The sequence below is a fragment of the Synechococcus sp. NOUM97013 genome, from assembly GCF_014279815.1.
GTDB lineage: Bacteria > Cyanobacteriota > Cyanobacteriia > PCC-6307 > Cyanobiaceae > Synechococcus_C.
Map to the genome: position 1 here is coordinate 608,142 of NZ_CP047941.1, position 23,728 is coordinate 631,869.

Annotated in this window: 28 protein-coding genes; 18 read left to right on the forward strand and 10 right to left on the reverse strand. The window is 57.1% G+C overall.

Translation table 11 applies throughout. The annotated features are described in order from the left end of the window. The first annotated feature begins 14 nt into the window (after positions 1–14). The 4 genes from SynNOUM97013_RS03165 to SynNOUM97013_RS03180 all read left to right on the forward strand — a co-directional run bounded on the left by SynNOUM97013_RS03165 (position 15) and on the right by SynNOUM97013_RS03180 (position 3,101). A complete protein-coding gene (locus tag SynNOUM97013_RS03165) occupies positions 15–410 on the forward strand; it encodes a hypothetical protein (protein ID WP_186480736.1) in 396 nt (131 codons plus the stop codon). Then, a complete protein-coding gene (locus SynNOUM97013_RS03170; RefSeq protein ID WP_186480737.1) occupies positions 407–946 on the forward strand; it encodes a prepilin-type N-terminal cleavage/methylation domain-containing protein in 540 nt (179 codons plus the stop codon). Before SynNOUM97013_RS03165 ends, SynNOUM97013_RS03170 begins: the two co-directional genes overlap by 4 nt. Positions 947–950: 4 nt before the next feature. Next, on the forward strand, positions 951–1,550 hold the full coding sequence (locus SynNOUM97013_RS03175) for a prepilin-type N-terminal cleavage/methylation domain-containing protein (protein WP_186480738.1): 600 nt from the start codon (positions 951–953) through the stop codon (positions 1,548–1,550). Between the two features lie 93 nt (positions 1,551–1,643). Further along, a complete protein-coding gene (locus tag SynNOUM97013_RS03180) occupies positions 1,644–3,101 on the forward strand; it encodes a sensor histidine kinase KdpD (RefSeq protein ID WP_186480739.1) in 1,458 nt (485 codons plus the stop codon). On the opposite strand, the gene SynNOUM97013_RS03185 is transcribed toward SynNOUM97013_RS03180, so the two are convergent. Both SynNOUM97013_RS03185 and SynNOUM97013_RS03190 read right to left on the reverse strand, forming a co-directional pair. Beyond that, the gene (locus SynNOUM97013_RS03185) at positions 3,052–3,420 is read right to left on the reverse strand and encodes a hypothetical protein (RefSeq protein ID WP_186480740.1); all 369 of its coding nucleotides are present in this window, start codon (positions 3,418–3,420) and stop codon (positions 3,052–3,054) included. The two genes, SynNOUM97013_RS03180 and SynNOUM97013_RS03185, sit on opposite strands and share 50 nt — an antisense overlap. After that, entirely contained in the window at positions 3,417–4,844 is a 1,428-nt protein-coding gene (locus tag SynNOUM97013_RS03190) for a HAMP domain-containing sensor histidine kinase (protein WP_186480741.1), read from the reverse strand. The genes SynNOUM97013_RS03185 and SynNOUM97013_RS03190 overlap by 4 nt, the downstream gene beginning before the upstream one ends. 117 nt (positions 4,845–4,961) lie before the next feature. Here SynNOUM97013_RS03190 and SynNOUM97013_RS03195 point away from each other — a divergent pair, with 117 nt between their 5' ends. Then, a complete protein-coding gene (locus tag SynNOUM97013_RS03195; protein ID WP_255443064.1) occupies positions 4,962–5,780 on the forward strand; it encodes an ABC transporter permease in 819 nt (272 codons plus the stop codon). Between the two features lie 20 nt (positions 5,781–5,800). Beyond that, complete coding sequence (locus SynNOUM97013_RS03200; protein WP_186480743.1) at positions 5,801–6,061, forward strand: hypothetical protein; 261 nt, start codon at positions 5,801–5,803, stop codon at positions 6,059–6,061. A 12-nt stretch (positions 6,062–6,073) separates the two neighbouring features. Here the strand turns inward: SynNOUM97013_RS03200 and trmH are convergent, their stop codons facing one another. Further along, positions 6,074–6,763, reverse strand: a complete 690-nt coding sequence (gene trmH, locus SynNOUM97013_RS03205) for a tRNA (guanosine(18)-2'-O)-methyltransferase TrmH (RefSeq protein ID WP_186480744.1) — start codon at positions 6,761–6,763, stop codon at positions 6,074–6,076. Between the two features lie 141 nt (positions 6,764–6,904). Here trmH and SynNOUM97013_RS03210 point away from each other — a divergent pair, with 141 nt between their 5' ends. The 3 genes from SynNOUM97013_RS03210 to SynNOUM97013_RS03220 are packed head-to-tail and all read left to right on the forward strand — an operon-like array spanning position 6,905 to position 8,943. Next, complete coding sequence (locus tag SynNOUM97013_RS03210) at positions 6,905–7,222, forward strand: glycine zipper 2TM domain-containing protein (RefSeq protein ID WP_186480745.1); 318 nt, start codon at positions 6,905–6,907, stop codon at positions 7,220–7,222. Continuing rightward, a complete protein-coding gene (locus tag SynNOUM97013_RS03215) occupies positions 7,212–7,607 on the forward strand; it encodes an MGMT family protein (protein ID WP_186480746.1) in 396 nt (131 codons plus the stop codon). Before SynNOUM97013_RS03210 ends, SynNOUM97013_RS03215 begins: the two co-directional genes overlap by 11 nt. A 43-nt stretch (positions 7,608–7,650) precedes the next feature. After that, a complete protein-coding gene (locus SynNOUM97013_RS03220; protein ID WP_255442931.1) occupies positions 7,651–8,943 on the forward strand; it encodes a 16S rRNA (cytosine(967)-C(5))-methyltransferase in 1,293 nt (430 codons plus the stop codon). Here the strand turns inward: SynNOUM97013_RS03220 and SynNOUM97013_RS03225 are convergent. The 3 genes from SynNOUM97013_RS03225 to SynNOUM97013_RS03235 are packed head-to-tail and all read right to left on the reverse strand — an operon-like array spanning position 8,921 to position 12,161. Next, complete coding sequence (locus SynNOUM97013_RS03225) at positions 8,921–10,936, reverse strand: transglycosylase domain-containing protein (protein WP_186480748.1); 2,016 nt, start codon at positions 10,934–10,936, stop codon at positions 8,921–8,923. The genes SynNOUM97013_RS03220 and SynNOUM97013_RS03225 overlap by 23 nt on opposite strands. After that, a complete protein-coding gene (gene chlG, locus SynNOUM97013_RS03230) occupies positions 10,933–11,886 on the reverse strand; it encodes a chlorophyll synthase ChlG (RefSeq protein ID WP_186480749.1) in 954 nt (317 codons plus the stop codon). Before chlG ends, SynNOUM97013_RS03225 begins: the two co-directional genes overlap by 4 nt. An 11-nt stretch (positions 11,887–11,897) precedes the next feature. Then, complete coding sequence (locus SynNOUM97013_RS03235; RefSeq protein ID WP_186480750.1) at positions 11,898–12,161, reverse strand: DUF2862 domain-containing protein; 264 nt, start codon at positions 12,159–12,161, stop codon at positions 11,898–11,900. Between the two features lie 53 nt (positions 12,162–12,214). Between SynNOUM97013_RS03235 and hisF the strand changes: the two genes are divergently transcribed. The 6 genes from hisF to SynNOUM97013_RS03265 all read left to right on the forward strand — a co-directional run bounded on the left by hisF (position 12,215) and on the right by SynNOUM97013_RS03265 (position 16,725). Further along, complete coding sequence (gene hisF / locus SynNOUM97013_RS03240; RefSeq protein ID WP_186480751.1) at positions 12,215–12,994, forward strand: imidazole glycerol phosphate synthase subunit HisF; 780 nt, start codon at positions 12,215–12,217, stop codon at positions 12,992–12,994. Between the two features lie 50 nt (positions 12,995–13,044). Continuing rightward, positions 13,045–13,302 (forward strand): hypothetical protein, encoded by a 258-nt coding sequence (locus tag SynNOUM97013_RS03245; protein ID WP_255442932.1) that lies wholly within the window; start codon positions 13,045–13,047, stop codon positions 13,300–13,302. Next, a complete protein-coding gene (gene ubiE / locus SynNOUM97013_RS03250) occupies positions 13,299–14,000 on the forward strand; it encodes a bifunctional demethylmenaquinone methyltransferase/2-methoxy-6-polyprenyl-1,4-benzoquinol methylase UbiE (RefSeq protein WP_186480752.1) in 702 nt (233 codons plus the stop codon). The genes SynNOUM97013_RS03245 and ubiE overlap by 4 nt, the downstream gene beginning before the upstream one ends. 84 nt (positions 14,001–14,084) lie before the next feature. Continuing rightward, positions 14,085–14,432, forward strand: a complete 348-nt coding sequence (locus tag SynNOUM97013_RS03255) for a hypothetical protein (RefSeq protein ID WP_186480753.1) — start codon at positions 14,085–14,087, stop codon at positions 14,430–14,432. Between the two features lie 245 nt (positions 14,433–14,677). Next, positions 14,678–15,352 carry a hypothetical protein gene (locus SynNOUM97013_RS03260; RefSeq protein ID WP_186480754.1) on the forward strand — a complete coding sequence of 225 codons (675 nt, stop codon included), beginning with the start codon at positions 14,678–14,680 and terminating at the stop codon, positions 15,350–15,352. After that, entirely contained in the window at positions 15,352–16,725 is a 1,374-nt protein-coding gene (locus SynNOUM97013_RS03265; RefSeq protein WP_186480755.1) for a site-specific integrase, read from the forward strand. Before SynNOUM97013_RS03260 ends, SynNOUM97013_RS03265 begins: the two co-directional genes overlap by 1 nt. Positions 16,726–16,960: 235 nt before the next feature. Here the strand turns inward: SynNOUM97013_RS03265 and SynNOUM97013_RS03270 are convergent, their stop codons facing one another. Then, on the reverse strand, positions 16,961–17,611 hold the full coding sequence (locus SynNOUM97013_RS03270) for a formyltransferase family protein (RefSeq protein WP_222929831.1): 651 nt from the start codon (positions 17,609–17,611) through the stop codon (positions 16,961–16,963). A 146-nt stretch (positions 17,612–17,757) separates the two neighbouring features. Further along, a complete protein-coding gene (locus SynNOUM97013_RS03275; protein ID WP_186480757.1) occupies positions 17,758–18,699 on the reverse strand; it encodes a polysaccharide deacetylase family protein in 942 nt (313 codons plus the stop codon). A gap of 672 nt (positions 18,700–19,371) precedes the next feature. On the opposite strand from SynNOUM97013_RS03275, the gene SynNOUM97013_RS03280 reads away from it, so the two are divergent. Next, the gene (locus SynNOUM97013_RS03280) at positions 19,372–19,959 is read left to right on the forward strand and encodes a site-specific integrase (RefSeq protein ID WP_222929832.1); all 588 of its coding nucleotides are present in this window, start codon (positions 19,372–19,374) and stop codon (positions 19,957–19,959) included. A 1,031-nt stretch (positions 19,960–20,990) separates the two neighbouring features. Here SynNOUM97013_RS03280 and SynNOUM97013_RS13625 read toward each other — a convergent pair. Continuing rightward, positions 20,991–21,140, reverse strand: coding sequence for a hypothetical protein (locus SynNOUM97013_RS13625; RefSeq protein WP_222929833.1), 150 nt, complete (start codon positions 21,138–21,140; stop codon positions 20,991–20,993). A 572-nt stretch (positions 21,141–21,712) separates the two neighbouring features. After that, positions 21,713–22,561, reverse strand: coding sequence for a hypothetical protein (locus SynNOUM97013_RS03285; RefSeq protein ID WP_186480759.1), 849 nt, complete (start codon positions 22,559–22,561; stop codon positions 21,713–21,715). A gap of 385 nt (positions 22,562–22,946) precedes the next feature. Between SynNOUM97013_RS03285 and SynNOUM97013_RS03290 the strand changes: the two genes are divergently transcribed. Both SynNOUM97013_RS03290 and SynNOUM97013_RS03295 read left to right on the forward strand, forming a co-directional pair. Further along, positions 22,947–23,135: a hypothetical protein gene (locus SynNOUM97013_RS03290; protein ID WP_186480760.1), complete on the forward strand. Its 189-nt coding sequence runs from the start codon at positions 22,947–22,949 to the stop codon at positions 23,133–23,135. 45 nt (positions 23,136–23,180) lie between these two features. After that, the gene (locus SynNOUM97013_RS03295) at positions 23,181–23,576 is read left to right on the forward strand and encodes a hypothetical protein (RefSeq protein WP_186480761.1); all 396 of its coding nucleotides are present in this window, start codon (positions 23,181–23,183) and stop codon (positions 23,574–23,576) included. Positions 23,577–23,728: the final 152 nt, after the last annotated feature.

Sequence of the window (23,728 nt, forward strand, 5' to 3'; positions counted from 1 at the left end):
GCCTTGTGGAGGTGATGGTTTCATTCGTGCTGGTTGGCATCAGCAGCACTGCTGCACTTGGTGTGTGGAACCAAGCGGCGGCGTTGGTGCACGACACCGCATCGATGGAGCGCAAAGCGGCTGATCTGGAGATGCTGCGTCTCGCCACGCAACGTTGGCTCGCGCAACACCCGGCAAACACCGTGCAGCGCATGACGGCAGTGGCGCCCTGCCAGTGGGATGCGGTTGCCGTCGCTGCCGCAGCCGATGCCGCGTTGCCGTTGCCGAAGGGAATCACACGGCAATGGACGCAGGATTCCCAGCTGCGCGGCCTCTGGCAGCAGCTCGCGCTGCTGGATGACGACGGGTCCGTACTGATGCAGCGCCGTCAGTTGCTCAGCCCTGCTGCCTTTGGACTGTGCCGGCCATGACCCGTTCTCAAGCCGGATTCACGTTGATTGAGCTGCTCTGCGTGGTGGCCTTGCTGGGGCTGATGGTGTCGCTTCCCTTGGTCACCAGCGGAAGCGACCGTGATCGTTTGCAGCTCGATGCCGCCGCCCGTCGTCTGTTGCTCGGTCTGGAGAGGGCCCGCTCCGTGGCGCGACGGGAGCAGATGGCCTGCGGCATCGCTTTGAGCGTTGATGCCTGGAGTGCTCCTGAGGCGGAGGCGTTGCAGTCCGAGTTGCCCCCCTGCCCTGGCGTGTCTGTGGCGTTGCAGGAGGTCCTCCACCAGGGGCCGATCCAGTTGCACACCAACTTGCCTGCCGTCATGCGCGTGTCGGCCAACGGACTGCTGCTGGATGGCGGCACCACCGTGCTCAGCCATGGGCGCCTGGATCACACCCGTTGTTTGGTGGTGAGTCTGCCCCTGGGGGTGAGCAGGCTCGGCCGCTACCAAGGGGGGCCACCTGCTGAAGGCCAGCGTCTCAGCAGTCGGCGCTGCCTGCCCGATTCGCAGGAGGCTTGAGCCGATGCGATGGCGCGTGCAGCCGATCAAGACGAAGGGATTCACCCTCATCGAGCTGATGTTGGCCCTCAGCCTGGGTAGCTTGCTGTTTGCGTTGATGCTCCGACTCATCGGTGCGGATCTGCGCTTGGGGCAGGCCATGGCCCAGCATTGGCGCGAAACAAGTCGGCAGCAGCGCAGCCTTGAGCTGATCCGCGAGGAACTGGCCCTAGCCCATGGCTGGATGCTGGATCCGCCGCTTTCGATGCGCTGGCCCTGTCCCATGGCGGGACGACGACCCGTGCTCGCCATTGCCACCCAGGCTGACGATCCACAGGCCCGTGGCGAGCAGGTGATCGTCTATGCCGTTGGCCCTGCACCTGACCGCATCTGGCGCGGACAGGTGCTGATGCGCTGCGGCCCTGGTTACAGCCTTGATGGCGTGCCTACCCTTCAGGGTGCCTTCCAGAACCGGGTTCTGCTGGATGCACTGCCCCAAGACTCCAGCGTTGGTTTCCAGGTGCACCAGCACCCGACGCTTCCGGTGCTGGAACTGGAGATCGAGCAGGAACTGCCGGCAGCGTCCGGGGGGAGCAGGATTCTGCGCCGACGCCTTGCGGCCTGAGCTTCGGCGATTGGGGTCGGTGCATCCCCTGAATGGGGGAAGACAACCATGAGCTTTGGCGCTGGACTGAGGGGCCGTTGCTCTCATTGGTTCATGCCTTGGCGCCGATCAGCGGCGATCGCTTCGACGCGTTCGATTCAACGCCGGCTGGAGCGCACCGGGGTGGTGGCGCTGTTGTTGGGGTATGGCCTGCTGCTGGCGGTGAATCTGCAACTGTTCCGGGAGCAGCGCTATCAACGCCAACTGCAGACCATGCGCAGGGCAGAACGGCTGCTGCGCAGCAGCGAGGATCAACAGAATTCGCAAGCACTCAGGCGGATTCTCAGCGATTTTTCGTCGTTCGACCTGGTGCTCTGGGGGCATCCCGATGGCTTCCCTGCCGGCCTTGTGATGCCGCAATCCAGCAACAACGATCGCCTGGCGTCGAGCCCAGGGTTGTTGCTGCAGGCGGAGGCGCGATCCGACCAGAGCATGGCTCCTCAGCTGTTTGAGCATGACGAGCGCAGTTACATGCTCAGCAGCGAAGAGATCAACTGGGGCGGCACGCCTTGGCGGTTTCATCTGCTCCGCGATGTGAGCGATGCGGTCGCTTTTCAGCGGCAACTCAACGGGCTGTTGTTGCTGGCAGCGGTGTTGGCGTCTGTGGTGTCGATCCTGATCAACCGAGGCGGAATTCGGCGCGGTTTGGATCCGCTCAAGCGCTTTGGTGAGTCGCTGGCATCGGTGCGTTCGAATTCCCTGCAGCAGCAGCGCTTCCAACCCGAGCAGCAACCTGATGAGCTTCAGCCTTTGGCGATGGCCTTCAACAACCTGCTGGATCGTTTGGCGGAGTCGTTCGATCGCCAGAAGCAATTCGCCAGCACGGTGAGCCATGAACTGCGCAATCCCATCACCTTGATCGCCGGTTACAGCCGACGCCTATTACGCCGTGCCGACAATCTCAGCGATGAGCAGTGCCACCAGCTGGCCATTGTTGAAGAGGAAAGTCGCCGGCTGGGGCACCTGGTGACGGATCTGCTGGCGCTCACCCGTGCCGAAATGGGCCATCTGCAGATGAATCTGCAGCCGCTGTACGTTTGCGATGCCGTGCAGCAGGCCATCGCCCTTTGCGAAGGATCCGGCGAACAACGCTTTTCTCTCTGTCTGCCGGAGAACCTCGATCCCCACACGATCCATGCCCTCGCCGATCGCGATCAGGTGGTGCAGTGCTTGGTGAATCTGATTGAAAACGCCTGCAAATACAGCCCGCCGCAGTCCCCTGTTGAGATCGGCTGTCGGCGTGAGCAGTCGATGGTGTTGCTCAGCGTGCGCGATCACGGACCCGGCGTCCCCGCCGATGAGCGGGATCAGGTGTTTGAGCGCTTCCAGCGCGGCCGCAACAAGGGAGAGATCCCTGGCACCGGCATCGGCCTGGCGGTGGTCAATACGCTGATCGAGCAGATGGGCGGCAGCGTGTCTGTGCAGGATGCGGAGGGCGGCGGTGCTGTCTTCGTGCTTGCCCTCAAAACGTGCGCGGCTCCTCCTGCTGCTGCTCCGGTTCCTGTTCGCTGAGCAGATAAAACCCCAGCACGGCGACGCAGGCGATGGCTAGGAAGAGATGGTCGACCCAGCCGTATTGCACGCCCATGCCCTCCAGCGTGATTTGGCAGTTCACCACCACAAGCACCACCGCGAAGCTCGACAGCAGGACGGCTGGCAGCTTTTGCACGCGCTGACGTTGCTGCCAAAGGCTCCAGAGCGGTGGCAACAGCACCGCAGTGCTGATGCCATGCAGCAGCCGCATGCTCAGATCACTGTGCAGGTGCGGTGTGATGGCGGCCCAAAGGTTCGAGGGCACCAGCAGCGACACCACGATCAGATAAGCAATCACGGTGCCTCCTGTAATTGGATCCGGAAGCAGCTGCCCATGCCCGGTTCGCTTGTCATTGAAATGCTGCCACCCATGGCGTTCACCAGCAGTTGCACCACCGACAGTCCGATGCCGCTCCCACTTTGGCCAGCAGTGTTCGAACCGCGGTGGAAGCGATCGAAGATCTGCGCTTGATCCGCGTGCGGAATGCCGATGCCGCGGTCTTCCACCTCGAGAATGAGGGCGTGGTGGTGCTTCAGCAAGCGCAACTGGATGGGCAGGTCCGGTGGCGAATATTTGTGCGCGTTCTCAATCAGATTGAGCAGCACCTGATGCAGTCGAGCCTCATCAGCCAGGGCGCACTCCAACGGCTCCGATGCGTCGCCGTTGCCGGTCGGTAGCGCGAGCTGGATCGTGCGATCCAGTGTTTGGGCCTGCACACGCACCACCGTGGCCAACAATGGCCTTAAGGCCACCGGTTCCTGTTTTACCTGCAGGCGGCCTGAATCACTGCGTGAGAGATCCAGTAGGTCGTTGAGCAGCTGCTGCATGCTGCGGGTCTCTTCTTCGGCATCGCGGAGCCGTTGGGACAGAGCTGGTTCCAGGTCTGGCGCCTTGCGCAAGACCCGTCTGAGCGAGCCCGACACCAGGGTCAGTGGGGTTTGCAGTTCATGGCTCACGGCGCTGACGAACTGGCGTTGCTGGCTCCATGACTGCGCCAGTCGTTGCGTCAGCGCGTTGTAGGTGCGGGTGAGCTGGGTGAGTTCAGCAGGGCCTTTGGGCACTGGCAGGCCGGCGTGGTTGAGCGCGTCGGCGGTCAGCTCGGCGCTGCGGGCGCTGAGCTCCTGCAGGGGGCGGGTGATCCGCTTCACCAGCACGCTCACCAGCAGCAAAGAGGCCCCCAGGGATCCGCCCCAGATCACGATCATCCAGGCCAGATATTCGCTCTGGGCTGTGCCCACACTGGTGATTTCCGTGCTGCTCCACAGCCAGGGCCCGTCATTCACATGGCGTGTGAGCAGGGTGAGGTAGTCACGTCCATTCACGGTGATCACCTCCACCTGGCCGGCACGCCGCTGTGGGTTCGCGGCCATGGCGTCCGGCACCAGTTCCTTGGGGATGGGGTGAGGTCCTTCAGACGGCGTGATCAGGCTGCCGCTGGGTTGCTCCAGCCAGAGATGGGTCCGCCGGCTCGAGTGGTGTTTAAGCGTTGCCTGCATCGTGGCGAGATCGCCCTTGCTGTTGGATGGCCACGCTTGTGCCACGGCGTCCGCCGCTGCCCGCAGTTCGCTCTCCCCCAGCCGCTTTTGGTTGCGTTCGCTCAACAACAACCCTGTGGTGGTGGCACCGGTGAATCCCAGCAGCACGGCGGCATAGGTCGCCAGTTGCAATTGGCCGAGCATCGAGCCCGTCAGACGTGAGCGCCAGCGGTCGGTCTGCTTCATGCCCCAATCCTGATCAAGAACGCAAAGCCGGGCAAGAATGCGCGCAGCAGATTGGCTGCCTCCTTGAGCTTCGCCTCGTCACCCCTTGGCATCACCCGTCCCAGCCTGTCGGCTCGCATGGCCCGCTGGGGTCTGGTGATCGTGGCGATTTATGCCCTCGTGGCCGTCGTCACTCCCTTGTTGCTGTCTGCTGGTTGGCTGCCCGATCCCAATGCCGGCCTCGACAATCCCATCTATGCCCCCCCATCGCTGCAGCACTGGTGCGGCACCGATCGACTCGGTCGTGATGTGTGTGTGCGCACGCTCCAGGGCAGTGGCGTCGCCCTTCAGGTGGTGCTGCTGGCGGTGGCGATTGCCTTGGTGATCGGGGTGCCGTTGGGGATGGTGAGCGGTTATCTCGGCGGTGCGGTGGACCGGGTGCTTGTGCTGCTGATGGACACCCTCTACACCTTGCCTGTGCTGTTGCTGTCGGTGGTGCTGGCTTTTTTGCTGGGCCGCGGCGTTCCCAATGCGGCAGCGGCGCTCTGCGTGGTGTACGTCCCTCAGTACTTCCGTGTGGTGCGCAACCAGACCGCCCAGGTGAAAGCCGAGTTGTTCGTGGAAGCGGCACGCACTCTTGGGGCTGGGCCGGTGTGGGTCCTGCGCCGTTATTTGCTGCGCAATGTGATTACCTCGGTGCCGGTGTTGCTCACCCTCAATGCCGCCGATGCGGTGCTGGTGCTGGGAGGCTTGGGTTTCCTGGGGCTGGGATTGCCCGAAACGGTGCCGGAATGGGGCAGTGATCTCAATTTGGCGTTAGCAGCCGTGCCCACCGGCATCTGGTGGACAGCCCTCTATCCCGGCTTGGCGATGTTCGTGCTGGTGCTCGGGCTGTCGTTCCTGGGTGAGGGTCTTGAAGCTTGGGTCAGCAGCACTGGCCGGGACGCTGCAAAATAGAGAAAGGATTCAGTTAGGCCATGCCGTTCTGGGCCACCATTGTGATGCTGCTTCTGATGCTGACCCTTTGGGCATCGGGTCGCAGCAACCCTGATGACGTGATCGGTCTGCTTGAGCAGATGCTGGCGATCGCCCTCGGTCTGGTGGTGTTGTTCATCGGCCGCAGCTTGCCTCTGGAAATCCTGGCCTTGGTCTTTGCGCTTCGCCTCCCGGCCGCGCGACGCAATCACCCGGTGATGGAGCGCACCCAGGGCAGCAAGGATGTGTTGATGCCCTTCTGAGTTCAGCGTCGTTCAGCAGCGCAATTTGGCGGTGCGAGGCAGTTCCTCAAGAATCTCGCCCTCGTCTCCCAACGCGGGGTAGGGCCGATCCTGATCACGGCACCAGGCCGCCACCTCGGGATAACACCACTCGAACAGCAGCGTGTCGTAATCACCAGCGGGGATCCCTTCCCCTTTCTGCGGGGCCAGACCGGCCACCTGACGTTGCCGCAGCGCTTCGAACAGCAGGGTGGCTGTGGCCACAGACACGTTCAGCGACTGCACCATGCCCCGCATCGGGATGTACACCGCCTGATCCATCAGAGCGGTGGCCTCCTCGGTGAGGCCCCATTTCTCAGCGCCGAGCACGAAGGCGCAGGGGCCGGTGAAATCACACTCGCGATAGTCGCGGGCATCCACGCTCAGGTTGGTCCCGAACAAGCGAAAGCCCCGCTGTTTGAGATGGCTGATGGCGCTGCCAATGTCGGCATGGTCGTGCAGCGGCACCCAGCGCTGGCTTCCCTGGGCGGTGCTGTTGAACGTGCGCGGGCGTCCACTGAAGCTGACGGCGTGCGCTTCCAGAACGCCGACCGCATCACAGCTGCGCAGGATCGCGGAGAGGTTGTGGGGCTTCTCCACGTGTTCCACCAGCACGGTGAGGTCGGCCATCCGTTGATTGAGCACGGAGCGCAATCGCTCAAAGCGCCGGGGAAGCAGGGGCATCAGCCGATCGAATCCGTCGAGACTCTGCTCTGAGGCTATGTAATCCCCGATCGGTCACATCTGGATGCAAGCGCGTTGGGGTTCAGTCACCTGGCGGCAGATTCCCTCAGGAGGATGGAGGGGACGTTGAACGGTGCCTTGATGAAACGGATTGTCTTCGCCAGCGTTGCGGCAGCACTGTCAGTGACAGCGGGCCTTCCTGCCACTGCGACGCCCCGCTGGGCCAATGCGCAACCGATGCATGTGTACGACTATGACCAGGGCTACGGTCGAGATCGACAGACGTCGCTCGTGGCACCCGATGCAGACACCAATAGCTGCCTGGAGGGAAGCGTGATCGGCGGCTTGCTGGGAGCGGGCCTCGGTGCGGTGTTGTCCCGTGGCGATGGCCGTTGGATCGGCGTCCCTGTGGGTGGTGCGGCCGGTGCTCTGCTCGGTTGTCAGGTGGATGGGGGCTGACGGCCAAGATCGGCAGTCGCCGTTTGACAGCCGCGTTCTGGCGGCTGTGGCACTGATCCCCCCTGGTCGTCTGGCGACCTACGGACAAGTGGCTGACTGGATTGGTGCCTACGGCTGTGCGCGGCAAGTGGGCTGGGCCCTGCGCCGGCTCAGCTTGCCGTCGTCGATTCCCTGGCAGCGGGTGGTGAATGCTCAGGGGCGCATCTCTATGAGCCTGAGCCGGGAGGGCTCGGACTGGATGCAGCGTGAGCTGTTGTTGGCGGAAGGCATTCCGGTGGATGAAGACGGTCGTTTGCCCCTGAAGCAATTTCTGTGGGCTCCCGATCCCGAGCAGATCGCCGAGGCGCTAGGTCTGGAGGTTGTGCCGTCTCTGACGCGTGAGTGAGTCGCCGTCTCGATCTGATGCTCCTGGTCTCGCCTCCAGGCGTTTGGCTTGGGACGTCCTGGAGGCTGTGGCCGCTGGGGCCTATGCCGATGTGGCTCTCGAGCGTGCCTTGCGGCATCGGCCACTGGGTGCCGCGGACCGCGGTCTGGCCACTGAGCTGGCCTACGGCGCCATTCGCTGGCGTCAGTGGCTGGATGCCTGGATCGACAAGCTCGGCAAAGTGCCGGCGCGCAAGCAGCCTCCACGGCTGCGCTGGTTGCTCCACATCGGCCTCTATCAGTTGCTGCGGATGGAGCGCATTCCTGCGGCCGCTGCTGTGAACACCAGCGTGGAATTGGCCAAGACCACCAAGCTGGCGCGACTTGCGCCGGTGGTGAATGGTCTGCTGCGGGCAGCGTTGCGGGCCCATGAGGCTGGCGAGGGCCTGCCGGTGCCAGAGACACCCGCGGATCGTCTGGCGCAGGATCAATCATTGCCCCAGTGGTTCAGTCGGGAGCTGCTGCAGTGGTGTGGCCCTGAGCAGGCGCAGCAGGTGGCGCTGGCCTGCAACCAGGTGCCCCCGCTTGATCTGCGGGTCAATCGTCTGCGGTCGACCCCTGAGCAGGTGGCGGCGTCGTTGGCGGCCAATGGCATCGCCACGGCGGCGATTGAAGGCTGTTCCCATGGGCTCCGGGTGCTCCAGCCTTCCGGCGATCTGCGTCAATGGCCTGGCTACGACGCGGGGCACTGGTGTGTGCAGGATCGAGCGGCGCAGTGGGTGGCGCCACTGTTGTCTCCACAACCGGGGCAGAAGGTGCTGGATGCTTGCGCTGCGCCGGGGGGCAAGGCCACGCACCTGGCTGAGTTGATGGGTGATGACGGTGAAATCTGGGCGGTGGATCGCTCCCCTGGTCGCCTGCAACGGGTGGCCGCCAATGCGGCGCGTCTTGGCTGCAGCAGTATCAACGCCCTGGCGGCGGACGCTGCGTCTCTTCTCAAGGAGCGCCCCCAATGGAAGGGGATGTTCGATCGCATCCTGTTGGACGCTCCCTGTTCAGGACTGGGTACGCTGTCGCGCCATCCTGATGCGCGCTGGCGCGTCACGGCCGCATCGGTGGCGGAACTGCTGCCCTTGCAAGCGGTGTTGCTGGATGGCTTGTTGCCTTTGCTCGCTCCAGGTGGATGTTTTGTTTACGCCACCTGCACCATTCACCCGGACGAAAACACCCGGCAGATTCAGAGCTGGTTGCAGCGCCATCCTGAGCTGAGCCTCGAATCCGAGCAGCAACGCTGGCCGGATCCCTCAGGCGGTGACGGCTTCTATGCCGCTGTGATCACTGCACCGGCAGCGGCCTGAAGAATTCGTCCACTGGAGGCCCACTGGCTGGAGCCACGTAACGCGGGGGAGCGGTTGTGGCTTCGGACGGCTCCTCGCCGCTGCTGAACACATCGGCATCGGTGTCGGTCTGATCGCCGTTGAGTTCTGCGTCGTCCTTGCGTTGGCTTCCCTGGCGGCGCCGGTCCTTGAAGGTGCGCGTGAGCACCGGTTTGGGCGGAAAATTTTGAATGGCGTAGTTGCCCTTCACTTGATTCATGAATTGTTTCCAGGCCCAAGCCGCTTCGCCGCTGTTGCTCTTGGTCTCGGCGTTGTTGTCGTAGCCGAACCACACGGCTGTCGTGAGCTGGGGGATCGATCCGATGAACCAGAGATCGCGCGCCCCTTCTGAGGTGCCTGTTTTGCCAGCCACCGGGCGGTCGTCCAGCCGTGCAGCAGCACCTGTTCCGCCTGTCACCACCCGCTGCAGCATCCAGTTCATGGCATCAGCGACGTCGCTGTCCATGGCCCTTCGGCCCTTGTCGCCATCCACGCGGCGACTCCAGAGCACATTGCCTTCCGGTCCGCGGATTTCCTCGAACGCCATGGGTTTGACGTACACGCCCCGGTTGGCGACCGCGGCATAGGCGGTGGTCATGTCCAGTACGGTTTGCTCATAGGCCCCAATCGCCATTGGGTAGTACTTGCCGAGAGGACGCTGATTGCCGATCCCCAGCTGATTGGCTGTGGCAATGATGGCGTCGAAGCCCACCTTGTCTTGAAGCTGAACCGCCACTGTGTTCAGGGAGTTTTTCAGCGCTTCAGCCAGTGAGATCTTGCCGAAGTATTTGTTGCCGAAATTCTTAGGGCAGTAGCCCGACCAGCAGCGGGGGGCATCCATAAATGTGTCTTCAGGCTTCACGCCGGCGTCGATGGCCGCGGCATAGGGAAACAGCTTGAAGGTGGAACCGGGAGAGCGCAGCGCCTGGGTGGCGCGGTTGAACTGACTGCTGCTGAAGCTCTTCCCACCCACCATCACGCGCACCAGACCGGTGCCTGGTTCCATCGACACGATGGCGCCTTCGGTGTTGAACGGGGCGTATTGCCGCACCACCTGCTGCGCTTTCTTTTGCCAGTCGAGATTGAGGCTGGTGCGGATTTTCAGGCCACCCACTTCGAGTTGTTCGGGTGTCAGCAGCTGCGGCAGCTGCTGTGCCACCCAGCTGGTGAAGAAAGGGGCTGCGCTGTTGAAGTATTTAGGGATCGCCGGTTTGAGATCCAGAGCACTGGCTTTGGCTTCGTCTCTTTCGGCCTTGGTGATGAAGCCGGCCTGTTGCATCCGATCGAGCACGATTCCCCGTCGCTCGAGGGCCAGTTCAGGGTTGACCAGTGGTGAATACACCGAAGGAGCAGGGGGCAGACCGGCGATCAGCGCTGCTTCCTGCAGGTTGAGTTCGTCGGGGGTTTTGGAGAAATACACCCAGGCGGCATCGGCCAGGCCGTAGGCGCTGGAGCCGAGATACACGTAGTTGAGGTACTGCTCAAGGATCTGCTCTTTGCTCAGCTGGCGTTCGAGTTTGTAGGCCAGCGCCGCTTCCTTCAGCTTGCGGGTGAGAGTGCGGTCTTGGCTGAGAAACACCGTGCGGGCCAGCTGCTGGGTGATCGTGCTGGCGCCTTCACGCACTGCCCCTTGACGCACGTTGCGCACCAGGGCGCGTCCAATCCCCCAGAGATCCACACCGTTGTGGTCGTAGAAGCGCCGATCCTCCGCCGCGATGAAGGCTTGCTTCACCAGCAGCGGCATCTGACCGGGTTCAATCTTTTCGCGCGTCGCCGGTCCAAGCTTCTGGATCACAGCACCATTGCTGGCCAGCAGAGTGATCGTGCCGGGCCGTGTGAAACGGCTGATGCCACGGGCGTCGGGCAGGGTGGAATCGACGGCTCGCACTAGAGCCGATTGCGCCAGGGCCACACCACTGCCGATGACCACGGCAGAGCCGCCGATCAGCAACCAGTGACGACGGGTTCGATTCACATGCCTTGTGTGAGAGGGCTGTGCCCAACCGCCAATGCGGTCACGAGCATGCCGAGCACCAGGAAAGGTTGTGCACTGGCCTGGTATTTCACGTCGTAGGCCACGGGATCACGCAGCAGCCAGATGTCCTGGAAGGTGATCTGGGGCACGATCAGCAGCACGAGGAGAACGGCAGCGAAATGCTGACCGATGGCGATCAGCACCGCAACCATCAGCAACTGAAAAAGATCGATCATTCCAGCGCTGATCCAGCTTGCGCGCTGAATTCCGAATGCAACAGGAAGTGACTGCAGACCCAGCTCACGATCACCTTCAACGCTTTTGAAGTCGTTGACGACGGCGATGCCCAGACCCGCAAGGCTGTAGGCGAGCGTCAGGATCGCTGTAGCCCAGGTGAGCTGACCGAACAACGCTTGACCTGCCCACCAGGGAAGCGCGATGTAGCTCGCTCCGAGGGCGTAATTGCCCAGCCATCCGTTCTGCTTGAGCTTGAGCGGCGGGGCTGAGTAGATGTAGCTCACGAACGATCCGCCCAGAGCCAGCAGGAACAGCACCGGTGTCGTGTGTTGAGCCCAAACATCAAGCCCCCAGGCCACACCCAGGCCGGCCAGCAACAGAGCCCAGATCTGGAGTTTGACCTGGCCCAGAGGAATGGCTCCGGATGGGATCGGCCGATAAGGCTCATTGATCGCGTCGATTTCGCGGTCGTAGTAGTCGTTGATGGTCTGCGTGTAGCCAGCGAGCAGCGGACCGCTCATCACCATGCAGGCCACAGCCGCCAGAAAATGGTCGAGCCGCCATTCATAGTGACCGCTCGCCGCTGCGCCACAGACAACGCCCCAGATCAGGGGAATCCAGGTGACCGGCTTCATCAGCTGCAGGCGCAGCTTCCAGAGATTGGTGGTGCCGCTGGCACCCTTCATGCCGAGCAGCTGACGGGCGTCACTCACAGATACGAACCTCAGGCTGCGACGATTTCGTCTTCGAAGAACCAGGAGCTGGATCCGTCGCTGAGCTCGACAATCACACCGATTCCTTTGCCATCCACCGTGCGGAACTCGGTAACGGTTCCAAATGCATCGGTCTTCAGCAGTTCAACCATGCCTTGGGGGATACGGTCGCGAACCCGGGTCACCCGCACCTTGCTGCCCACTTCGATGGATTCGAGCTGTGGGGTCGGCAGAGGCTCCGATCCGGTGAACCGTTTGATCAGACTTCCCAGCATGGCCTGCGAGGCTTGGAGAGAGGCTGCACCTTAACAGCCATATCTCGAATGCCATGGTCGCTCTCCGCCTGATTCCCTGCCTTGATGTCGCCGATGGACGGGTGGTGAAGGGCGTTAATTTCGTTGGCCTTCGCGATGCAGGAGATCCCGTTGAACTCGCTTGCCGCTACAGCCAGGCAGGCGCTGATGAATTGGTGTTTCTTGATATCGCCGCCAGCCACGAAGGTCGGGCCACCCTGGTGGACCTGGTGCGACGCACATCGGAGCAGGTCACGATCCCCTTCACGGTCGGGGGTGGCATCGGATCAGTCGAGGGCATCACCGAACTGCTCCGTGCCGGAGCCGACAAGGTCAGTCTGAATTCGTCAGCAGTGCGACGTCCTGAGCTGGTGCAGGAGGGGGCGGATCGCTTCGGCTGCCAATGCATCGTCGTCGCCATCGATGCACGCCGCCGCGAGGTGGGCGGCTGGGATGTCTATGTCAAAGGGGGGCGTGAGAACACCGGCCTGGATGTGGTCGAGTGGGCGCGTCAGGTGGCTGATCTCGGGGCGGGCGAAATTCTGCTCACGTCCATGGATGGAGATGGAACCCAGGCTGGGTACGACCTGACTCTCACGCGCGCGGTGTCCCAAGCCGTGCCTGTGCCTGTGATCGCCTCCGGTGGCGCTGGATGCCTGGATCACATTGCGCAGGCTCTCGACGGCGGCCCTGAAGGTGGTCAGGCCTCTGCGGCGCTGCTGGCATCCCTACTGCACGACGGCGTGCTCACCGTTGAAGAGATCAAATCGGATCTGCTGCGTCGGGGGCTGACCGTGCGACCGCTGGAAACCTGAACAACCTTCTTAACGTGTAGTGCCCCACTCAGACTGACGTCGACCCAACGGTGCTCTTCGCGTCAACCACCATCGAGGAAGTTGTGCTGCCTGCAGCACAGCCTCTGATCCCCGCCAGCTGGACGCTCCCTCTGGGTGTGTTGCTGGTGTTGGTGGTGATTGCCTTAGTGGCATGGGCGCTTCAGCTCATGCAGGCGGCCATGGATCAGCGCGAGTTTTCGCTGATGCTGGCGGGATGTTTGGTGTGTTCGGCGGCCGTGGGATTGGCCACGGTGATGGTGATGGCACTTAACGGTTTGATGTTGTGAAACCCGGTGATGCGGAAGCTGTTGAACAGCTCTTCAATGACGCTGCGCCCACCTATGACCGTCTCAATGACTGGTTGAGCTTTGGATTGCATCGCCAGTGGAAGCGTCAGATGCTGCTCCAGTTGTCTCCGCAACGCGGTGAGCGCTGGTTGGATCTCTGTTGCGGCACAGGAGATCTGGCCCTGGCGCTGGGCCGGCGTCTGCGGCCGGGCGGTGAAGTGATTGGGGTGGATGCAGCAGCAGCACCGCTGGTCGTTGCTGCCGATCGTTCCGCCCGGGAACCCTGGTTGCCGATTCTGTGGAGGCAGGGTGACGCCCTGGCCCTTGATCTGCCGGATGCCAGCGCTGACGGCGCTGTGATGGCCTATGGCTTGCGCAACCTGTCCGATCCTGCGGCCGGTCTCAGGGAATTGCGCCGCGTTCTGCGTGATGGTGGACGGGCCGGACTGCTGGATTTCAACCGGTTACCGGCGGGATCGACGGCTGCCGCGTTTCAGCGCACTTATCTGCGCCGCGTGGTGGTGCCGGTTGCAGCGCGTGCTGGCCTGGAAGAGCACTACGCCTACTTAGAGGCCAGCCTCGCGCGCTTCCCCAACGGATCGGAACAGGAAGCCCTCGCGTTGCAGGCGGGCTTCCAGGAGGCCCGCCATCGGCCCGTCGCCGGTGGCCTGATGGGGCTGCTGATCGTGAAGGCTTGAGAGATTAATCGTTCAGGCGGTCCCGCTTGCGACAAGCGAGACCGGTGAACTAGAAAGAAATGATTAAGAAACAGGGGGAGCCACGTGGCCTTTCCGCTGCCGTCTCTGCTGCCTTCCATTGAGGATCTTCTCGAGGAAGTCCAGTGGCTCGACGGGATGATCCTGGTGACTGACTCGCAGAAAGCCACGTTCGTGTCTTTCTCGCAGGTGGATCCGGTGTTGCGTCGCCTGCGATCCCGCCCCAGGGGCGCCGAGGTGGCTGAAAAGCTGTGCATGTCCTTGTTGGAAACCCATGGCAAGGGGGCCTGTAAGCCGGTGCTGGTGTTTCAGGGAGATGGCAGCTTCTGGCTGGGAACGATGGGGCCGGGCCGCAGTCACCCCCACCGCCACCACGCCATCGCCCATTTGCACCGCTGCCTCTCCTTGAGCTGAGGGGGGAGGGGCTGAACGAGAGAATGCTGGAGATTGGCTCCAGCGCTCGGATGCATTTCCAGGACATCATCACCACTCTCAACCAGATTGTGTGAGCGACTGGGTTCTGCGCTGCTAATACTACTGGGATCAACAAGGGATCAACGCTATGGTCCGTTGGTTGTTGAAACCATGTGGTGCTCTGGGCGCATACTTCCCGTGCTGTTGATCCCTTCAAGGGGTTCGCTGCAGCAGTGCGGAGAAGTGTGTGCTCGCTAGGTGTCGTACCGACCTTCCTGCTGATTCCGAGTCCCGAGGCAAACGAGAAGTACACAAGAAACTTCCCGCCGTTCTTCTATCGCTGCGACAACGGTCAGACGCTGGTCTCCCGACTGGAGTACGAGAACCAGTTCGGTGATGGTGAGGTGCTCTCGGTCTATCCGTACCCAGTGGAAGAGCGTTCACAGGTCCTCTGGCGCTCTGCAGGGAGGCAGTACATCGCTGTAGATGGGCAGCAGCACGACTTCAAAGCGTGGTGGCGTGGCGATAACGGTGATGGTGATGGTGATGGTGATGGTGATGGTGATGTTGGTGTTGGTGTCTGGGCAATACCTGATCCAGCAGCGTTGAGGGACTACGCCAAGCGGTTCAACACGGCAGGGAAGTACCGCTACATCTGCGGCGAACACACCGTCCTCTTTCGGATCACTGCCTTCCTGGACGGTGGATTACGCCATGGCGTGATGGAAGTGGATGACCAGGAGGTGGTGGGTCTCTCTCACTCCCGAGGTAATTCAGGGAACTTCAACGGCAAGGCGAGCAGTGAACCAGGAATCTCCTTCGCCTGGGGCATTCACACAGGTGACGACAACAAACCCGTGATCAGGTGGTTCCTGTCCATTGACGACCAGACCTTCACCTGCAACCGAGGTGGGTACTGATGAGCGGTGCCCTGCTGGAAAAGATTCCTCTGCTCGGTGGCGAGTTTGAGATCTGCCGCTTCGCCAACAAACCTCGGTTCTGGTGGTTTCGGCAGTACATCCCTGCTGGTCCGAACAACAAGCGGACCTACATCAAGCGATCCCTGAAGACCGAAGACAGGGCACAGGCAGAGCGTCGTGCCTATGAGGAGTGGCGCAAACTCAAGACCATTGAGGAGGACGGCGGCAGCATCACCGCCAAGAGCGTCCAGGACCTGATGGACGACTGGATAGAGAAGTCGTACCAGCGTGTGATTACTGGCGAAATCCAGGAAGGCACATGGCGTAGTAAGCGAGCATTTTTTGCCAACGCTCTTCCTAACTATTTCAAGAGTCGTGGTGTGAAAATGGTCACTGATCTTCAGGCAGATACTTTTGATGATTTCCGTTTCTGGCGTACTACGGAAGGTTGGAAATACTACAAAGGTTCTAATCCGAATCAGCGCAAACCGCCAACTGATGGAACGATAAACTCTGAAATTGGTTTGATCAACGAATGGTATAACAACTATCTGGTTCCCAAAGGATATGTGCGTCGTAAACCTCCAATTAAAATGAAGCAGTTGGATCTAGATGATCTATCTGCTAACCCTCCAATTCCTGTGAAGCAGTGGGAAATGATATGGCGCTACTTGAAGAGTTGGTCCGAGTCAAAGGTAGGTGTGAACAGGGTAGAGGTCACTTATTGGAAGCAGTGTTTTAGGCATTATCTGCTGGTTGCTTACAACCTGGGTAATCGTCCATCCGAGATGATTGGGCGCTTTAACAACAAGAAGGATGTCTTGGAGCGTGGGGTCCCTTGGGACGATGTTGAGATCATTCCACAAACCAGATGGTCCGAGAGTCAGAAACGAGAGGTGGAAGATAAACCGATCTCATTGGTTCATATTCGCAAGACGAAGACCAAGGTCCCTCGTGAGGTTCCCTGTCGGGCAGCAGAGTATCTGGAGCGATGGCGTGATTTTGTTGTTGAGTGGCGTAAGGAAAATGGGTATCCACCTCTCAAGAGCGGTGATCTGATCTTCGCCAACCCCAAAACAAATAAACCTTATTCGTACACCATGTACTCAAAAGCATGGTCCCAACTCAAGGCAAAAATTGGAGATAAGTTTCAGGATCAGTACACTCTTTACTCCACACGCAGCAGTTTCGTCACCAACTTGCTAGAGGAAGGTGTATCTGCTGATGATGTTTGTAAGTTGACTGGGCATAGTTATTCCGTCATGAGGCGTCACTATGACCGTATGAAAATGCGTAACCGTATCCCAGAAGTTACCAAGCGTCAGTACGGCAAGAAGGATCAGAACCCCTACGGCAGCAGGAAACTCATATAAGTTTCTGTTTACTCTGCTCGTTGCTTGGTAACAGTTGTAGGGTCAAGTTTTTCTAGGGATCCAGTCACGACATACGGCTGACGATGCTTTTTGGTTGACACAATGCCCTGGTGCAGGCGGCGGATCGTCAGTAAGGACGCACAGCAGTGTCGCGTAGTGCTCGTGCTGTCCTCAGCAGAAGCAATGAGTATCGCTTCATAAAATCAACCCCTTACAAATGCAAAATCATAGTGAATTAGTCATAAAAAGCATTCTTGAAACTCTTTTTTCTTCTATTGGCATCAAGAACTTCAGCAACCATTTCTATAGTGTCAGACCTGTCTAAAAAATGTTTAGCAACTTCATCGTTAAAGTCTTTATTCTTGGTATAACTAATCTCCAAAGAACTATCCTGTTTTTCTGAGGTAATTTTCTTAATAGAACCATCTGAAATTCGTTGAACAAGAGAGCGATGCGCTGCACGGACAGATTTCATTGTGAAATCAAATGTGTTTTGGCAATCATTCACTGTAGGCAACGCGTGGTATAAGATGTCACCCGAATCTAATCCCTTAGAAAGTTTGTGAATGGTAGAACCTACAAGGTGAAAATTATTATCTTGAGATGCCCAAAAATTGCATGAAGAACCTCTGTAGTAAGGACTTACTCCCATATGGATGTTTATAGCGCCTTTTCTCACTAACTCATCAATTAACCAACCCTTAATGAAACTTGACCCAAATACTACATAGTAGTCAGACGAAAGAGCGGGTTCAAGTATTTCCCTAGAGACTCTGTTGAGGTCTCCTGACTTAAGAGAGATGCTTCTGTTGTTAGAGGGCGAAAAACTGTTATGGCCGAAAAACTTTTTCTCTGACAATTGCACATTTTTAAAATAGTCTTGCATCACCTCAGACTTTGCGAAAAAATCTTTAGTCTGCCCAGGAAAAATAGTATTGCATTCAAGCACTGAGTAGCACTCGTCGCATATTTCGGACAACTGCGAGATAAGATGTAAATGCCTTGCCTGATTGCTGGTAAATATAGTAATTTTCATCGCGTGTAAATACCTGTTTTTTTAATTTGCTTCATAACATTAGCATGATCTTCTCTTGGAATTTCTAAATTGCTCATCGCTACTGAAGGGGTCATGCTTGATCTAAATCCAATTGAGATGCCCAAACTTCTAAGGATTGAAATTGTGGAATTGTTGTAATTTCCGCAAGGATGTGACATGCATTGTGGGTTTATCGCCAAGGTCTTCTTGAGAAACTCTAGGTTCTCTTCGTATTCGCGTCTTTGTGTTTTTTCGTCTAATAAATGGATCTGGGTAGGGTGAGTATGTGAGTGCAATCCAATGACATGACCATCACAGTAGAGGGAAGCAATGTCTTGCTTGTCCATGAATAAAATTGAACGCCTATCATCTTTGCAGTAACCTAGGTTTAGCATCATTGACTCTAGCAGTGAATTGTATCGTTCTTCTCCTAAGATCTTGTCTCTGACAAATCTAAATCGTCTATCATTCTCGGTGTAAAATGGAAAGGACTCTAGGTAGTCCTTGGGGTAGGTCTCGGCATATTCTTTTCCGCAATCTGGATATTTGGAAGTGAGTTCGTCAAAAAATGATCTGTAAAAAGAGTCTAAATCTTCAAAGTAAGTATTTCTGAAGTCTCTGTAATACTCAAGTGGGTCAGGGTTGTTCCCAAATACACTGCTGTAAACAAAGAAAAATGCATTGATATCGTATTTTTTGAGTATTGGAGCGGCAATATCGTATTGACACTTTAATGCGTCATCAAAAGTTAGCGTTAAATCGTTTTGTTGAAGTGTGCCGTCGCTTGCCTTTTGAATGTATTCTGGAGCATCGAGTATATTGAAATTCCTTTTGACTTTGTTTATCAATATTTCTAGGTCATCTGAGGATATTGAACCTTGTCCTTTTTGGTGGTTCTCTTTGTCGTGAAAATGATGAAACATTAAACCGTGAGACATTGCGATCCTCAATATTATTTTTAACTTATTTGTTTTTAGGCGTTTGTCCAGTGAGGCGAGGGTATTTTAACAAAATGAAAGAGCTTGCTGTTGGAAGGTTTCCCTTGTCTTGTTCGCTTAAATAGTCAATGCGCTTTCCTGATGTTCTTTTTGAGTCTATTGGTTATAAGTGGGTTGATGAAAATTTATCCCCGCTAATGTCAGTATGCCGACTCCGCTCAATGTTTAGAAACTGAGGGTGTGCTCAATCTTGAATATAAGAAAACGCTTTATTTATCTTATTTGGAATGATGCCCTGGAACAAGCGGCAGATCGTTAAGGGAACACATAGTAGCGTCGGATGGTGCTTGTAGTGCCCGCAGTAGGGGCAAGCGTTAGCGCCTTCACCTGCTAGGGATAGATGCCCGTAAGGCAGGTAACCCCGTTCCTCTGGATCGGTCATCGGGCAGCAGCGTCAAACTCCAGGACAGTTCAGATGTGCCACAGACATCAATGCTCAAGAGATGTCGTGCATCTGTCTCATTTCTCGTCTCAACGAATCGGTCAAAACCAAATGCCTGTCTGGGACTGGATTCCTTGGTTGATCTTTCAGGGATAGTGCAACCAATCGCAGAGAAGACGACTCTCTCCGTGCAGAGACGCAGTATGCTTTGGGTGTTCACGCCTTTTTCCGTGTCTGTCTTCCACAAGGTCAACCGCTCTGGAAATTCAAAGGTCCTCTCCGCCGAGGAGCGTGAATTGATCCAGAAGCACCTTCCCGAGAAATACCGACTGATCACAGAAACCTTGTATTGGTCAGCAGGTCGCATCAGGGAGGTGCTCACCATCCGAGTGAGGAACCTTGTTCCTGACCGTCAGATGGTGGTTCTGGAGCGGATGACCACCAAAACGAAGGAGACACGAGAGATCTATCTGCCTGACCACCTGATGCAGAAACTGCTGCTGCGGGTGCGTTCTCTGGATCTGGGACCTGCTGACCACTTGTTCTTCAACGAGAGTCCGACTCAAAACCAGCACTGCCGCAAGCATCTCTCCACGCAGTCCTTTGATAAGGAACTGCGCTGTGTGTGCGACTGGAACAACCTCCAGGGAATCTCATCCCACTCGTTCCGCCGCACTCAACTGACGGAGTTGTATCGGGATGGATGGTCGCTGCGAGAGATCCAGCACATCAGTGGGCATAGGTCGCTCCAGGAGTACCTGGAGATTGATAAGGCAGAGGTCGTGGACAAGTACCGCCAGCGCATGGCGACCACCTAACCAGAGTTCAATGCTTAATCGTTTCCACATAACAGCGGGCATCTTCCTCGCTGCTATCAATGTTCTTCCTGCATTCGCACTTCCTTGCGACACCGCATACAAACAGTTCAGGAAACAACTCCTGACTGCTGGGTGGACCCCAGTGGATTGTGAGCAAACAGAGCGGGTCTACATCTCCGACTATCCCGAGTTATGTGCTGCGACTCGTGAGGATGTTGGATTCGCTCATTGGGAGGATCCCAGAACCGACTCCCGCTTGCGGTTCATGACTTGGGCACCAGGAGGAGTCCCGAATCAGTGTGTACCTCCCTGGTTTGATGTTGTGCGGTTGGGTCCTGAACCAGCACCAGTGGAGTCGTGATGCCTAGTTATGTCGCCAAGGTGGAGTATGTGATCAGCACTCAATACAGTTATTCCAAGAGGACCTGGACAATGAACATTGCAGGTCAGTTCGCTGGGAAGACCGAGAGTGCTGTGATGAAGAAATTGCGTGACCGTCACGGTTCATCCAAGGAGATCACCATCACATCAGTTGAGTTTCGCTAAAAAACTGCAATGGTATGGATCTGAACCATTGGATTCACATCTATTGCAGTTGTATTGCAAAAGTTTCGTGTTTTTCGTTAGATTCAATGACTCATGTATCAATGTGGACGAAAACGGGTTTACAGAAAAAGAGTGATTGAATTATTCCAAGCCACGCCACGAATTATCTCTATTTTTTAGATCACGGATTTTCTGTGAACGAGGGTCACCTCCCTCTGTACTTGGGTTCTTGGTTTTGCGTTTCTTTGAGTTCTTGCGTTCTTGTAACTCCTGTGACCTGCGGATGTCCTCTCGCATCTGACGAAATGATTTACCGCCCTCCTGCTCATGGAAGTTGGCGATGCCTCCCACATAGATCAAGTTGGAGTCGTCTTTGGGACTGTCGCCCTGGGGTACATCAACGCTTGAGGGGTCCTTGGATTGCCCTCTGCCCTTGAGTGTCTTGATTCGTTTGCGACTGTCCTTGCGCTTCCGATCAGATTCATTCACAGCACTTTGCCTCCTTTCCTCTTCATGTCGGCGTAAGGTTTCTCAATCAGATCTTCAACGATCAGATTTGCCTTTTTGTTGCTGTGACGCTTGCTGATGTCGGTCAGCATGGACATTGTGGTGTCGCTGATGGATAAGGCTTTCATTTACTTGCTAGTTGTCGTTTCTGCTCTTGCAGAAGTTGTTTGTGGATGTTCCTCTTCACCCAACCTGATTTTGTAGTGAAGTTGTCCTTGCAGTATCGGTCAAACTCCTTGAGGAGGACTAACTCTTCTGCTGTAAAATGTACGCTAATATTGCGTCCTGTTGGAAGCGTGTGCATGATTCTGTTTCCTTGTAAATACGGATTCTCCTGTCTAGATCTACCTTACACTCTCTCAGGAGAGTGTGTAACCAAGACCAGCGTGCATCATCAAGTTTTTCGGCATAATCTTCGCTGATGTCCGCTAAATAGGAGTACGAATACATTCTTCGTTTGCGAGAGTGAGACATGATGACCCTTCGGTGGTAGAGGGGTCCCTTTTTATGCGCTCAATTCAATGACACCAGTTTGCATCAGATTTACATAATTATTGTTGATTGCGTGAATATATTTATATAGTTTGTGTTCTTTGGATGTCCATATCTTCAGTGCTTGCTGTCTTAACCAACGAGCACTGCATAGTTAAAAAACATGATTTCCTCGCCATCGCATTCCGCCACATTGCGGAGTGTTTGATCAGTATTTCAACCAGTCCTCCAGTGTGTTCTGCACCTTCTCGGCAAGGTGCGGGTGCTGTTGAGCGATCTCACGCAGACGCCTGCGGTAGTTGAAGCGTTGACCCCGTGAGTCGGTCTTCAGGTACTCCAGGGCAATCTTGTGGATGTAGTCATGGGCATGCAAACTCCAGAACCCATCACGCCCACCACGGACCCTGTTCAGGAATCCAGTGAAATCCGACATAGGACCTTGGATCAGGTCTTCTAGCGACTGCAGATTGAAGAGCGTCTTCAGGTTGTCGGGTGCGTCCTTCCAGGTGGTCTTGAGGTCGTTGAGCAGTTTCCCGACCATTTCATGGGATCTGTCCTTATTCCTTCGCAGGCGCAGGGCGGTTGTGGACTGATCCTCCTGGTGCTGTGTCTTGAACCCGTAGGTTGTGACCAACTTTTCCAAGTCGCTCTTAAACCGTTCCAGGTGCTCTGGATCAAGAGCAGATGGACCGAGGACAGTCGCTATGGGACTGAAGTCAGTTGGTACTGCCTCCTGGGTCCCAACGAAGCGAAACTCTTTTAACCAGCGTGTGAGAACACCCTGGGAAACACCTGGGTGCAGTGCGCCGCTGTTCACCGCCTCCTTCAGTTCCTCATCGTTCAGGCAGTGGACCTGATGGATCGTTGTGTACGAGGGAGGCAGGTGTTCCTGGATCCCTTCCAGGCGGTCATCAAGACCGATCTGCAGGAGTTTGGACGTGATTTTCTGACCCTTGCCCCAGCGATCACGAAGGTCCTTGAACTCCGATTCAGGAAGGGTCTCCTTCGCAGTGCTGATGGTTCTGCAGATCTGGAGAACACCGTCAACGGATTCCATTGACCCCTGAACCAGGACCTCTAGGAATTCAGTCGTTGTCGTGGGTGTTGCTGCCTTCTTCATGCGGTCAAGGTACGACACTCTCTGCGCCAGATCAACGACTCTCTCTGTAGTTGGTTGTCGTTAGGGCGGGAACCGCACCCTGAAGCGCCAGAACTACTGCAAAACCTGCATTTTTGTTTGTCCCAGGTTGTTCTGGGTCTACTGCCTGTCGTTGATGACCACCCTTCTCGTAGTCAAGAGCAGCGCCTGCCTGCAGAGATACTACCATCTCTTTACGGAGAAAGTCGTAGGTTCTGTGCTTCTCTCTGAAGTTGTATACGACTGTCTCCGTGCAGAGAATGTCGTTCTATCGTATGTGCATCGAAACGAGGGAGGCAACCCGATGACCGCCGCCACCACTCAATCCATCCAGATCAACCAGGAGCAGTACAGCGCCCTTGAAGAACTCCTGATGGGTGTGCTCTACGAGGGAACCCTCCACTACAGCGACGACAGGGATTCCGAGTTCAACGCTCTCGGTGCGATCTACGACCAACTGGTGGATCTGCGACAGGAAGAGATCTCCTGCTGAACCTGCTTCAACTACCTGCCCTTACAAACCTCATTGACTCAACAGATGTTCCAGATCACCGCTGCAACCAACACCGAAGTGACTCCCTGCACTCTTCCCTCTGAAGATCGGGCATACCTGTCCGCCATGAAGAGGGCAAAGAAGTTGCCCGAGGTTCAGCAGAACGAGACCTTTGCCGATGCGGTTGCGTTCCTGGAGGTTTGCTTCAAGGAGCGTGTGAAAGAAGGAGAGCGCACTGGATCCAACAGGAACGAAGGGTCTCTTGGATCCGTTTGGGAGGCAATGCAGTGTGCTGAAGCGTTGGAGAACCTGATTGAGTCCGACGCCTGGAGCGGTACTGATCACCTGCTGTGTCGCCTCAACTGCCTCACTGGAGTCATTGAGGCAATTTGCTTTATGGCGGAACGGCCTGCCGTCACTGGGAAGGACTTCCTCGCTTGATGCTGTGACGACAGCAGACCGTCAATAAATAACCAGTACCTAGTGCTGGAGTGCCCGACAAACAAGGCGAATAGAGCAGCACTTCATAGAACCGAACTGAATACTTCCGAACTCATCCAACAAACTTGCTTGAATCATTTACGTGCATAACT